Annotated in this window: 12 protein-coding genes; 9 read left to right on the top strand and 3 right to left on the bottom strand. The window is 50.7% G+C overall.

The window, feature by feature from the left end; all coding sequences use genetic code 11:
• Positions 1–117 precede the first annotated feature (117 nt).
• From C7820_RS08410 to C7820_RS08375, 8 genes are all read left to right on the top strand, one after another.
• Positions 118–1,224 carry a glycine-rich domain-containing protein gene (locus C7820_RS08410; protein ID WP_147306268.1) on the top strand — a complete coding sequence of 369 codons (1,107 nt, stop codon included), beginning with the start codon at positions 118–120 and terminating at the stop codon, positions 1,222–1,224.
• Positions 1,225–1,368: 144 nt separating this feature from the next.
• Entirely contained in the window at positions 1,369–1,989 is a 621-nt protein-coding gene (locus tag C7820_RS08405) for a TetR/AcrR family transcriptional regulator (RefSeq protein WP_251675658.1), read from the top strand.
• Positions 1,990–2,008: 19 nt separating this feature from the next.
• Complete coding sequence (locus C7820_RS08400) at positions 2,009–3,232, top strand: cytochrome P450 family protein (protein WP_116230556.1); 1,224 nt, start codon at positions 2,009–2,011, stop codon at positions 3,230–3,232.
• 256 nt (positions 3,233–3,488) lie between these two features.
• A complete protein-coding gene (locus C7820_RS08395) occupies positions 3,489–4,256 on the top strand; it encodes an ABC transporter ATP-binding protein (protein WP_116230555.1) in 768 nt (255 codons plus the stop codon).
• The gene (locus C7820_RS08390) at positions 4,243–6,174 is read left to right on the top strand and encodes an FtsX-like permease family protein (RefSeq protein ID WP_116230554.1); all 1,932 of its coding nucleotides are present in this window, start codon (positions 4,243–4,245) and stop codon (positions 6,172–6,174) included. Before C7820_RS08395 ends, C7820_RS08390 begins: the two co-directional genes overlap by 14 nt.
• A 13-nt stretch (positions 6,175–6,187) precedes the next feature.
• The gene (locus tag C7820_RS08385) at positions 6,188–6,556 is read left to right on the top strand and encodes a YxeA family protein (protein WP_116230553.1); all 369 of its coding nucleotides are present in this window, start codon (positions 6,188–6,190) and stop codon (positions 6,554–6,556) included.
• A 227-nt stretch (positions 6,557–6,783) separates the two neighbouring features.
• Entirely contained in the window at positions 6,784–7,497 is a 714-nt protein-coding gene (locus C7820_RS08380; RefSeq protein WP_116230552.1) for a response regulator transcription factor, read from the top strand.
• Positions 7,494–8,945 (top strand): sensor histidine kinase, encoded by a 1,452-nt coding sequence (locus tag C7820_RS08375; protein WP_116230551.1) that lies wholly within the window; start codon positions 7,494–7,496, stop codon positions 8,943–8,945. Before C7820_RS08380 ends, C7820_RS08375 begins: the two co-directional genes overlap by 4 nt.
• Positions 8,946–8,998: 53 nt before the next feature.
• Here C7820_RS08375 and C7820_RS08370 read toward each other — a convergent pair whose 3' ends face one another.
• Positions 8,999–10,225, bottom strand: coding sequence for an epoxide hydrolase family protein (locus C7820_RS08370; protein ID WP_116230550.1), 1,227 nt, complete (start codon positions 10,223–10,225; stop codon positions 8,999–9,001).
• Positions 10,226–10,290: 65 nt separating this feature from the next.
• Entirely contained in the window at positions 10,291–10,737 is a 447-nt protein-coding gene (locus C7820_RS08365; RefSeq protein WP_116230549.1) for a MarR family winged helix-turn-helix transcriptional regulator, read from the bottom strand.
• A 184-nt stretch (positions 10,738–10,921) separates the two neighbouring features.
• On the opposite strand from C7820_RS08365, the gene C7820_RS08360 reads away from it, so the two are divergent.
• Positions 10,922–11,848: a VanW family protein gene (locus C7820_RS08360; RefSeq protein WP_116230548.1), complete on the top strand. Its 927-nt coding sequence runs from the start codon at positions 10,922–10,924 to the stop codon at positions 11,846–11,848.
• Positions 11,849–11,897: 49 nt separating this feature from the next.
• Here C7820_RS08360 and pdxR read toward each other — a convergent pair whose 3' ends face one another.
• Complete coding sequence (pdxR, locus tag C7820_RS08355; RefSeq protein ID WP_116230547.1) at positions 11,898–13,334, bottom strand: MocR-like pyridoxine biosynthesis transcription factor PdxR; 1,437 nt, start codon at positions 13,332–13,334, stop codon at positions 11,898–11,900.
• Positions 13,335–13,368 lie beyond the last annotated feature (34 nt).

The raw sequence follows: 13,368 nt of genomic DNA, 5'->3' as shown, positions 1-13,368 counted from the left end.
CCCTGTTTCTGAGAGAAGCGGGGGGTTGCCTTTTTATAGGGAACGGATTTCCAGTAACGAATGTGTCATTGCTTCCTTCCCGGGATATGGTAATTTCATTAAGGGGATTCATTTCCATTGGGGACCGAAATCCACGGCATAAGGAGGAGTAGCATGAGTTTGCTGTCATTTTTGAAAAGATTGCTGGGTTCCGGTTCGGCTTCCGGAGATAGCTCAAAAGAAGGGAATAAGGGTCACGGGTTTGATACACCCATACCACCATACATAGGCATCAATAAAGAGATACAAGGCTTAGCCGATCTCGTCATACGATTGGAGAACGCTCTGGGAACGGACTATATGGAGCACGTAAAGCAGCGGGTTATGGAGCGCCATCCTATCAGCCATACCCAATATCAATGGATGCTGCTTGAAATGAAGAGGTTCTTTCTCATGTGCGCGATTCTCAAGCAGGTTCCCATGTTCAGTAAAGATGCCGATCTGATCTGGCATGAAATGCTGATGTTTACCCGCGATTATGATCGCTTCTGCACCACTTTTGCAGGACGGTTTATTCATCATCAACCTAACGTGGCCTACACGAATGATAAAAAGTTGCCGGAAGAAGAGAGGGCACGGTATGATTTGATCTACAGCATGCTGTTTCACATTTATCCGGCAAACGAGGCACTTCTCAATCCGTTTTTCCAATTTAAAATCGATGAGGAATTCATTCAAACCTTCGACAATTTAAACGATCCAGAGATCCGCAACCGATATTTTCAAAGCAGTTCCGATGCCGCAATCGAATCCATTCAACTGGCCATCATCGGCTCGATCCGAAAACATTATCGTGAAGTCAAGTCAGCAAAACCCGGCACATTGAGGGCAAGCCGTCCATTGCCTCCCAGAAGCCGCCGGGGTCAATCCACCGGCATCCGCCGCAATGTGGAGAGCGGGGTGACGGTAGATCCGTTCAGCTCCATTCTGTTTCTGACGGCCATGGATACGGATCCTTGGAATGATGACAACCCTTCGGGCGATTGGAATCCTTCAGACAGCGATCCTTCGACCAATCCAGGGGTGGACGATTCAGGCCCATCTCCGGACAGCGACAGCACTAGCAACGATGATTCCGGCAATTCTTCTTGCAGTTCGTCCTGCAGTTCGTCCAGCGATTCATCCTGCAGTTCGTCCTCGTGCAGCTCCTCATCCTGCAGTTCCTGTGGAGGGGGAGGAGACTAGGAAACCAGGAAACCTGTAACCCTGTACCTTCAAAAAATCCTTCTGCTTTCTGCAGGTGGATTTTTTTGTCATTTATATTGACCGAGAGGTCAGCATGTTGTATGATTTTACTAACCAATTGGTCAGCATACTCAAAAAGAGGTGATGAGACTGCCGATACAGCTTTACGAACAGGAGAACATTTTGCAAGCCTGCTTAACTGTGTTTGCGCGCAACGGTTACAAGAACACTTCAACGGAAATGCTGGCGGCTGCTGCCGGGATCTCCAAGGCTTTGATCTTTCATCATTTCACGAGTAAGAAGAAACTGTATCTTAGCTTAGTGGACCACTGCTTTGAGAAGGTCCGAACCGGTATCCATTTTGATGAGCGGACTACGGACCATGCTGATTTTTTTACAGCCATCACTGAGTTAAGCCGTGCAAAGCTCGGCTATTTTCGCGAGCATCCGGATGAATGGAAGTTGGTATATGAGGCATTTTATGCCACACCTGATGGCTTGAAGGAGGAAATCGAGGATAAGTACGGCCAGGTGAGCGAAGCCCGGAATGCGATGTTGGCACAGCTTTTTGACAAGGTTCCCCTTCGTGAAGGCGTAAATCGAACGTATGCATTCGAGCTTGTCATGTCCGTAACCAGACATTTCGAAACGAAGTTTCTGAATGAGACCAAGGGGATGAGCCATATTGACGAAGCCTATACCCGCAGCCTTATGGAGGAATTGGAAGCATTTTGCGACATGATCCGATACGGTATGGAAAACTAAAGTGAAGAGGTGAGCGGCCGTGAAAGACATCACCAGCAGTGATTTAGTGGCACCGGAAACGATGCGTGATTTCAATGCGTTTTACCAAAAACTGGTCCATCGTCAGGAAAGACTTTGCCGGCTTGACGACTTTTTTGGCATGGGCGAAGCTTGGATAGCTTTTCGGTATGAGGATGTCTCAGCGATTTTGAAAGATCCCCGGTTCCTTTCGGACCGGCGAAAGTTCCCTTCACAGCAACAATCTTCACCTGAGAAAAGCTCCGTCAATGAATTGCTCGAATGGTTCAAAAACATGCCTAATATGCTCATGGTGGATCCGCCCGACCATACCCGGCTCCGGCGTTTGGTCTCCAAAGCTTTTACACCCCGAATGATTGAGGATCTGCGCCCGCGCATCCAACAAATCGCCGACGAGCTGCTGGATAAGGTGGCTAGCCGGGGCAAGATGGAACTCATTTCTGAATTTGCTTATCCGCTGCCTATCATCGTAATCTCAGAGATGCTGGGAATCCCCGGCCATCATCAGGCGCGCTTTCGCGAGTGGACCCACAAGCTGGCCCAAGGCGCGCTGAACCCCGGCCAAGCAAACTTGGTTCAAGAAGCCCTCCAGGAGTTTATTGATTACATTCAATCTTTGATTTCCGAAAAGAGGGTGCGGCCCGGTAACGATGTTATCAGCGGTTTGCTGCAGGCATATGACGAGGGCGATAAACTGAACGAAAACGAGCTGCTCTCTACCATTTGGCTGCTCATTACGGCAGGACATGAAACGACCGTGAATCTGATCGGCAACGGAACCCTGGCACTGCTTCAGCATCCCGAACAAATGCAGCTGCTTCGCGAAGATCCGGCCCTTCTGCCGGCTGCGATTGAAGAACTGCTCCGGTATGCGGGTCCGGTTATGATTACGGGCCGGGTTGCAGATGAAGATATCGAGATCCATGGTACACTCATTCGAAAAGGCGAGATGGTTATGGTTTCGCTGGCCGGAGCGGATATGGATGCAAGCCGATTCGACGCGCCAGAGCGGCTGGACATCACAAGACAAGAAACCGATCACTTGGCGTTTGGCAGAGGAATCCATCTTTGCTTAGGAGCACCCCTTGCCCGCATGGAGGGACAAATCGCGTTCGGCACGCTATTGCGGCGCTTTCCCAACCTGCGTCTCGACGTGAAACCGGAAGACCTGGCCTATCACTACAGCACGCTACGATCATTGGTGAGTCTTCCCGTCAGCTTTTAAAGCTTCTTCATATCCATAGAAAAGTCCGCGAAATGCGGACTTTTTTCTTTTGCTTCCCATTCATTGATCAACTCGTCTGGAGACAGGCGAGTTTTTATTTGTGTCGGCAGCTCATAAAGATTCTTTCCGTTTTGTTGTGCCTTCTAACAATTTAAGGTTCCTGTAAGGTTGGGATTAACATGCTGAAAGGTTCGGGATTTAACATAAATGATGTAAGCAATAAGGAACGAATACAACCCGATTGAAGGAGATACTCATGAAAACGATACTGCAAGCGGAGAACGTCAATAAAACCTTTGGCACCAAAGGAAACCAATATACGGCACTGCACAATATCAGCCTTAGCATCGAAGAGGGCGAATATGTCGGCATCATGGGACCTTCCGGTGCTGGGAAATCCACCCTGTTGAACATTTTTTCGACGATCGACACGCCGACTTCCGGGGAAATCATCATTGATGGGCACAACATCGTGACTATGAATGAAGAAAAACTGTCCGATTTCCGCCGGAATAAGCTCGGCTTTATTTTTCAGGACTATAACCTGCTTGATACGCTCACGGTCAAGGAAAACATTCTGCTGCCGCTGGCCCTGTCCAAAGTACCGGCGGCGGAGATCGAACAGCGGGTTAACGAGATTGCCGACACGTTTGGAATCCGTGAAATCCTGGATAAGTACCCGTACCATATCTCGGGCGGACAAAAGCAGCGGGCAGCGGCTTCCCGGGCGATCGTGGCCAATCCGAGCCTGATTTTGGCGGACGAGCCGACCGGCGCGCTCGATTCGAAGTCGGCCACCCGCCTTCTGGAAAGCTTGAGCCGGCTGAATCAGGCAAATCGCTCCACCATTATGATGGTTACGCATGATGCGAATGCTGCGAGCTACTGCAAGCGGGTTATTTTCATCAACGACGGCCGGCTGTTCATGGAACTCCGGAAGGATGATCTCTCAAGAAAACAGTTTTTTGGTCAAATACTCGAAGTTCTGGCTACGCTTGGAGGTGAGGAAGATGACGCTGTTTAATATCGCCGGCAAAAACATCCGGAATAACTTCAAACATTACTTTCTGTACTTTGCATCGATGATTTTCAGCATCGTTATTTATTTTACGTTTGTGTCGTTGAAGTACGATCATACCATTCAATCGGCATCGGACGGGTCGCCGAAAATCAGCTCGGCGTTCAGCGGTGCGGCCGTCGTCCTGATCGTCTTCGTCGCCATCTTTATCTGGTATTCGAATTCGTTTTTTACGCGTAAGCGCAAAAAGGAAGTCGGACTGTATTCATTACTCGGCGTCCGAAAAAAGCAGATCGGCCGCATGCTCTTTTATGAAAATTTCCTGATGGGCGTCCTGGCGCTGCTCGTCGGCATTGCGCTCGGATCGGTGCTCAGCCGTTTTTTTGTCATGCTTCTGATGAAAATAATGGGTTACGACGCCATGCCGAACTTTGCCATTTCGCTGGCAGCCGTCCTGAATACGATTACCGTGTTCTTGATCATTACGCTGATCACTTCAGTTCAAGGCTACCGACTGATATACCGGTTCAAGCTGATTGAGCTGTTCAAGGCGGACCAGGAGCGGGAGAAGGAACCTCGGTCATCCGTATGGATTGCCCTTCTCTCCGTATTGCTTGTTGGTTTCGGCTACTGGCTTGCGCTGCAAAACATGCTGACATCAGAGGCGTGGAAGACAATCGGTGTGCTGATGACTCCGCTGGTTATCCTCGTTACGGTTATTCTCGGCACGTATCTGCTCTTTAACACATTGACCGTTACGCTGTTGAAGCTGGCCCGCAAACGCAAAAGAAGCTATTGGCGGGGACTGAATCTGATTGGAACTTCCCAGCTTTTGTACCGGATGAAAGGGAACGCACGCACGTTGACGATCATCGCCGTGCTGAGCGCAACGACGCTGACGGCGGTCGGAACGGCATACAGCCTTTATTACAATAACCGGATCAATGTGGCGCTGGCGAACCCGAACAGCTACATGTTTATCGGAGGAGACAAAGCTGCAGAGAACAAAGCGAATCAGGCTATCGAACAAGCTGCGGGTCACAAGGTGATCTACCATGAATCCGTCCCTTTGCTAGAAATGGATGCCGATACTACAGGACTGGGGCAAACTGCCGGGTCCAATGAGCAGACGTTTACGGTGATATCGAACCACACCTTCAATAAGCTGGCCAAGCTTCAAGGGCGGGACGACGTGCTGAGCCTACAAGGCAGCGATGCCGCGGTGCTGGAGCCCGGGTATATGAAGGGGATTTCGCCGGCATACGAGGGATCCACCATTGTGCTGACGGGAAAGGGAATCCATGAAAAGATCCATTTTACCGCATTGAAAACGTACAGCGTGCTGAACCTCGGGACCGTCTATTCAACCCTGGTCGTCAGCGACGATTTGTTTGCGGCGCTCCAGCCGAAAGCCAAGAGCTTGACTGCTCAAGCGTACGAAATTACGCATCAGGACAAGGCTAAGGATCTGACCAAGCAGTTGGAGAATATTCTGCCGGAGAACGCCGGTTTGGCAAGCTTCTATAGCGATTATGCGCGGGGAATGGAGTCTACCGGTCTGATGATCTTCATGGGAGGATTCCTTGGGCTCGTGTTCCTGGCGGCGACAGGCAGCATCATTTATTTCAAGCAGCTGACGGAAGCGAGCAGCGACAAAGCCCGGTACCTGATTTTGCATAAAATCGGCGTCAAAAAAAGCGAAATCCGCAAATCGGTCGCCAAGCAGGTGCTGTTCGTATTCGCGCTGCCCCTTGCAGCAGGCATTGCCCACTGCGCCGTGGCCTTATCGGCTTTATCGAACCTGATGATGACCAGCCTGGTCGTTCCCGTCGTCAGCTGCATGGGCATTTATATTTGCATTTATCTCGTTTATTATTTCCTGACCGTCAACAGCTACTACAAAATCGTTACGAATGTAAAGTGAGGAGTGGATTGAAGTGAAAAAAGGACTCATCGCAATAGCGGTCATTTTGATCGTTGTGGTCGGATTCGTCGTATTCATTCAAAACGTGAATTTGAACCGCCTCGGAGCGCAGCAGTATTATGTGCAGATTAACCAGGACGGAAAACGTTTTGAAGACAAAACGGACAACGGGGAAAAGTACGTCTACTACGAATACACCTTGGATGGCTATAATCCAAGCGGAAAAGAAAAAGCTTTGACTTTTACGGCACAGAAGGAACTGCGCAAAGACGCTTATTTGCGGGTTTATGTCAAAGGAGATGAGGTCAGTTCCTACCAAGAAGTGAAGGCCGATGAGCTGCCGGAAGGAGCGAAGCAGAAGCTGGACGGTGCAGGGAACTAATCCCTGCTCAGATGCTGAATGCACTCAGCATCAGCGCGGATTACTACCAATATGATGTCATGGATCCGACAGGCAAAATCACGTCAGACCGGGAAACCGCCAATCCGTTGGCTAAGTCTTTCGCGCAGGAATGAGATGGACAGCGTTTCAAAAGGGGACAGCGGCTTGAAAATAGAGTTATAGTAGATGGCAGGGTGGAAATGATGAAGAAAGGAGGTACAGAACGTATGCCGCAAAGTCAGAAAGTACTGATCGTCGATGATGAGGAAGATATCGTGAAGCTTTTGAAAACCGTTCTTATGAAGGAAGGCTTCGAGCATGTGTTTGCCGCTTTTTCCGCGAAAGAGGGTTGGGAACAGTTTCAGGACAAACGCCCTGACGTCGTCATCCTGGATATTATGCTGCCGGACGGAGAAGGCTATGACGTCTGCAAGCAAATCCGCAGCGTTTCGAACGTACCGATTTTTTTCCTATCGGCCAAGACGGAGGAAATCGATAAAATACTCGGTTTTGCCATCGGTGGCGACGACTACATCACCAAACCGTTCAGCCCGAAGGAAGTAGCATACCGGATCAAAGCCCGCTTTCGCAGGCAGGAGGCTGCCTCTGATGAAGTGGTAAAAGAGCATATCGTGCAAGCAGGTCCGTTTGTGTTTGACGAGCAAAAGATCGAACTGAAGAAAAACGGTGAAATTATCGAGCTGAAGCCGAAAGAGCTGGGATTGTTCACCCACTTGCTGAAGCACCCGAACCAAATTATCAGCAAAGAAAGCCTGTATGATCAGGTTTGGGGTGAAGATTCTTTTGGCTACGACAATACTGTGATGGTCCACATTAGGAGACTCCGGGAAAAAATCGAAGACGATCCCTCCAATCCGCAGTATTTGGTCACAGTGAAGGGTCTGGGGTACAAGCTTGCTCTGGAGGGTGCGAAACGATGAAATGGAGACTGACCGGAAGATACCTGGTATCTGTAGTTCTCATCGTTGTGATTGTCATTTTCATGAACATCGTGGTTGTGACCGGTCTTTATTTAAACCAGTTTGCCTTTCCCCATTTTTCTTTTCAAAGCAAACAGAATAATCCGGATTTGATTACCCGGTCGTTCGGCAAAGAATTGATCCTCTCCGATTCGGGGATGACCATTACAGGTGAAGGGAAGGAACTTCTTGACCGTAACCAGGCCTGGATCCAAGTTTTGGATGAGAACGGTCGGCAGGTCTACGGGTACCACGTCCCACCGGATGCAAAAACCAAATATACGCCGATGGATATGGTTCAGACCTACAAGTATATGGAAAAAGAGCTGATGTCGACCGTTTTTGTGGGGGAAAAGCAGGGCAAACAGCAGCGCTACAGCTACTTAATCGGTTTCCAAAATACTTATCTGGAGCGGAACGTCCTCACGTATGATATGCGCTCCGTGGTGCATTTCTTCAAAATCGGTAGCTTGGCCGTCATTGGGGTCGATGGATTTATTGCGCTGTGCATCGCATATCTGTTCAGCAAAAAGCTGACCCGGCCGCTTCATAAGCTGATCGATGCGATCAAGCAGCTCGCCCACAAAAAATATGGGGTTCATTACGAGCCCCAAGGGGTTTACAAAGACGTGTTCCATCATGTCAACCTGCTGAGTGCGGAGCTGGAAGCCAGCGAGGCCGAACGTAAAAAGCTGGACCGCATGAAGGAAGAATGGATTGCCAACATCACGCATGATATCAAAACGCCGCTGGCTTCGATCCAAGGATACGCCGAAATGATGAGGGACAAGGAATATGAGTTTACGACCGGAGAAATGCGCGATTACGCGGAAATCATCGAACAGAAATCGCACTACCTGAAAGACGTCATTGAAGATTTGAACTTGTCCACCCGCCTTAAAAACAAAAATATTACGCTTAACCTGAAGAGCGTCAATCTGGTCAGCCTGGTGCGCAGCGTAATTATCGACGTGCTGAATGATCCCCGATACAGCGGCAGGAACATCGATTTCAGTTACAGTGAAGAGACGATTCAGGTAAAAGTGGACGACCTCCTCATTCGCAGGGCCGTCAGCAATTTGATCTACAACGCGATGGTTCACAACGCAGAGGATACGGTCATTGAGGTTGGGGTAGAGAAAACGGCGGATTCGGTGACGATGATCATAGAGGATCATGGGAAAGGCATCCGCAAAGAGGAACTGGACCGGATTTTTGACCGCTATTACCGCGGAACCCATACGGGGGAGAAGCATAAAGGTTCAGGACTGGGAATGGCCATCGCGCATGATATCGTGGAGGCACATGGAGGAGAGATCCGCGTCACCAGCGAGCTCCATCAAGGAACGAGGATCGAAATCAGGCTTCATCCGCTTCCAGAAGTTCACAAATCCGATGAGATCCTATAATCCTATTCAAATCTCAAGAGAAGGACCACCCGGAAAGGGTGGTCCTTCTTCCGTTACCGGCGGCCGTGAAAGGTCCGGCGTAAATCTTGAACCCACAGCTCCGGCACTTCCCACGGTATAAAGTGGCCTCCTTCTTCGTGGGCAGTAATGTTCACATGGTTGTACCATGCAGCACGGTCGGTCTTGAGAAAATGCTCCACGCGTTGATCGGTCGTCACCCCCGGCGGGTTTTCGTAACCGACGAAGGTAATGCCGGTCGGTGCTTCGATAACAGGCTGTCGTGAATGGGAGGGCTCCCATGGATAACGGTTGTTGTTGGCATACACACGCATCGACGTTTCGATGGCGTTATTGACCCAGAAAATCGTGGCGTGCGTCAGCAGGTCATCCTTGGAGAACACCTGTTCAATGCTGCCTTTGTTGTCGCTCCACTTGATCCAGCGTTCAAGAATCCAGGCCAGCATGCCGACAGGTGAATCGCTGAGCCCGTAAGCGAGCGTGCCGGGATCCAGAACGTGCACGGCAAGATGCGAAGCAAACCGCCGGTCCAGCTCCAACAATTGATTCCGGATCTCTTCAGGCAGGTCATCCGGAATCGGACGTCCGCCGGCATAATCCCAGGCGCGTTCCCCGTTAAAGAAGTCCAATTTGAGGGCCGAACCGATATGAATACCGTACAGCTCAGCTCCGTATTTATGCCCGAGCTGACCGGTGATCAGCGCGCCGACATCGCATCCGGCAGCAGCATACTTCTCGTATCCGAGCATGTCGGTCATGAGGGTGTGCCACAGATCGGCGATCTTCCAGAAGTTCATGTCCGGATGGTCGGGAAGCGGAGCAGAGAATCCGAAGCCCGGCAGCGAAGGAACGATGACATCAAAAGCGTCGGAGGGATCACCTCCATGCGCCCCCGGGTCAGCGAGCGGATCCACCACTTTGGACCAATGCCAGAATGTCCATGGCCAGCCATGGGACAAAATGAGGGGAACCGGGTTTGGCCCGACTCCGGGCTTGCGCATAAAATGGACAGGCACACCGTTGACTTTGACATGATAATGCTCATAGGCGTTGATCGCCTTCTCGGATTTACGCCAGTCGAATTCGTGAATCCAGTAATCGACGAGCGCTTTCATTTCATCGCGGCGTACGCCGTAGTAACCGTCTTCGTTGCCTGCATCCAGGGGCCATCTGGTGGAGGTAAGACGACGGTTCAGATCGTTCAGTACCTCTTCGGAAACATGAACGGGACTTGCTTTAAACGGAAATTCGGCATGGGACATAGTGATCCTCCTCTGACGTGATTTGGAGCCGATGAAAAGGTGAACGTTTCAAGCGGGAAAATCCGCTAAGCGTCGCCAGCAATTTCGACCAGGCGCCTCAATGCCGGGATGGCATCAGCTATCGCTTGTCTCTCTTCTGTCGTGAGATGTTCCGCAAAACCGGCAATCCGACCGATACGTTCCAGGCGCCGGGAATCGATCACGTTAGCTCCCTGGGGGGTAATATGCACGAGAACAACGCGGCCGTCATTTGGATCGGATCTTCGTTCGACGAGCCCGTCCTTCTCCAGCTTGGTTACAATTTGCGTGATCGCCGACTGGGTTACCTGCTCCGTGGCAGTCAGTTCTGTCAGGCGCATCGGACTGTTGTGGGTTAGCGTGTGCAGGACCGACAGGGCGGTGAAGCTGAGCTTTTCAATGGACGGCAGTCGAATATTAATCCGGGTCAGATTTTCAATCACTCGAACAAAATCGGCGACATCCAATTCTTTGGATAGATGTTTAGGTTTCATGTCACTAATATATTAGAAACTTATATAAATGTCTAATATAAATTGGGAATGGATGAGAATTGGAGGTGAATGATTTTTGTGGAATCGCATCATAATAGCAGGATGAAAGCAGGATCTGCTCCAAACACCATGATGAAACGAGTGATGAGGCTTGAGATGGACATCCGCGGCATGCCTCCTGTTCATGCTGCTGCATAATCCGACCGCAGATCAAGAACAGGCACAGGACAAGCTTACGGTCACCCATGAAGGAAAAACCATCTCTGTGCTCCATCGCGACGCGCACAGCTTGGGGGTGTTTCCCTTACTGGACAAGGAACAATATAATGCGTGGGTCAACGAACTGGAACGGAAAACCTATAAAGAAGCGCAAAACGCCAGTTTTGACGCCGGCGGGCGCATTGTCGAGGGGAAGAACGGGTACAAGCTCGACCGTAGAGCTTTTTTAATGAAGTATTATGCGTATCTGTACGAAACGAAAGGGCCGGCCGTGATTGAGGTTCCGACGTACCCGGTATATCCGAAGGTCGATACGGAACTGCTCGCGTCTTTGCGTTCGAAGCAAATCGGTTATTATATTACTTACTACAACGCCGGCAACCGAGACCGCTCGCATAATATTGCTCTGGCGGCCGAAGCGATTGACGGTACGGTCATCTTTCCTGGTGAACGGTTCTCGTTTAACCGGGTAGTCGGCATACGAACGACCGGCAGAGGATACCGCCGGGCCGCCGTCATTGTGCGGGGCGAATTATCTGAAGGCGTAGGAGGCGGCATCTGTCAAGTATCCTCCACATTGTTTAATGCCGCCGATCGCGCCGGGCTGAAGATCGTTCAGCGATATTCCCACAGCCGTCACGTTCCCTATGTGCCATCGGGCAGAGATGCAACCGTAAGCTGGGGCGGACCGGATTTTGTTTTTGACAACGCGTACAACCAGCCGGTCCTTCTTCGCGCGTTTGCGGGCGGCGGCAGCATGGCTGTGTCCATATTGTCGTCTGATGTGATCGAATACTTCCCGAAAAAGGTCCCCAGCATATCTCATCATCTGCCGGAAGAGGTGCGCGACATTACCGCAAGCCAAAGCCCCGGCCATCAGAAGAAAAATTAGACCACAGGCTTGCCTTAAAGCAGCTTTCATAGTCCAAACACGGAACAAATTAATTCCTTAAGCTGTGCAGCGCACGGGCAAATCCGGCGATGCCTTGTCCAATGTATTCCGTCTTTGCACGCGCGAACGTAAACCGGACGAATCCGGCATCCGAACCGTACACGCTGCCAGGCACGAATACGACGCCGTTCCGGATTGCTGCTTCCAGCAGCTTCGCGTCATGGACTGGATCGGACAGCTTGCACCACAAATGATGACCGCCTTTCGGAATATGGAATTGAATCTCCCCCGGCAGCTCCTTCCGCAGCGCTTCGATCAGAAGATCGCGCTTATACATCAGATTTGTCCGCAGGCGGCCGAGATGAGGTTCAAAAAAGTCCGATTCCAAAAACTGCGCCGCCACCTGCTGGGGAATGACGCTAAGTCCAAAATCCATCTGCTGCCTGGCATCCGCCAATCTCTGCACGACAGAATTCGGGGCAACCATCCAACCGATCCGCAGTCCCGAAGCGGCGATTTTGGAGAAGGATCCGATATAAATGACAGACCCGGACGTATCTATTGATTTTAAAGGCATGCGTGGTAAGCCTTCGTAATCGGTTAGGCTGTAAGGATCGTCTTCGATGATCGGCAGTCCGAGCTCGCTTGCGGTTTGAAGGAGCTTGTGGCGCTTGTCGTCGGCAAGCAGCGTACCGGTAGGATTTTGAAAATTTGGATTCGTAAATATCATCTTGATGCGGTGCTTTTTGTACAGTCCACGAATTTCTTCCGGCCTCATGCCGTCCTGATCTACGGGAAGCCGGAAGATCCGCAGTCCCGCCGACTGGAACATCGGCAGCGAATAATAATAGGATGGGTCCTCTATAGCAACGGCGTCGCCAGGGGACAGCAGGCATTGCGTAATTAAAAATAAGGACTGCTGAGACCCGGATGTAATCAGGATGGATGATTCCGTCGCCTGAACCCCGCGGTATTCGGCCAAATATTGAACGAGAGCTTGCCGGAGCGGAATATATCCCTGCGGGTTGTCGTATCCCAAATACGATGCGTACTGATGGCTGCTCATGATTTCACTGATTTCGCTTGTCGGGGCCAGATCGCCCGCAAGTTCACCACTTGCAAAATCGACCAGAGAGGGATCCTGGCTTAGAGCTTCCCGAATTCTCCGGAGAAACGGAAGGTTCGGAAGAAAGCTCCCTCCTTCGGCATACCTGTTCCAGTTTGGTGTATGTTTCGGTGAAGCACCCCACTTAAACTGGCTCACCCGAGTTCCGCTGCCGGAACGGCTTTCGATGATCCCGAGCGAACGGAGTTCCGCAAAAGCTTGTACGACCGTGCTCCGGTTTACGCCGATCTGCTCAGCCAATTTCCTTTCTGAAGGCAGCAGGCTGCCGGGCGGAAATTCCCCAAACGAAATTCGCCGCTCGATGTGGTCGGCGATTTGCTGATATAATGGTTTTTTACTTTTTCGGTCAAGACCCCACATACGTTATCACTTCCTCGAACACAATTACGACACA

Source organism: Paenibacillus sp. VMFN-D1 (genome assembly GCF_003386155.1).
GTDB lineage: Bacteria > Bacillota > Bacilli > Paenibacillales > Paenibacillaceae > Paenibacillus_AQ > Paenibacillus_AQ favisporus.
The sequence above is the reverse complement of the archived record's forward strand: the minus strand, read 5'-3'. Positions and strand labels throughout refer to the sequence as shown.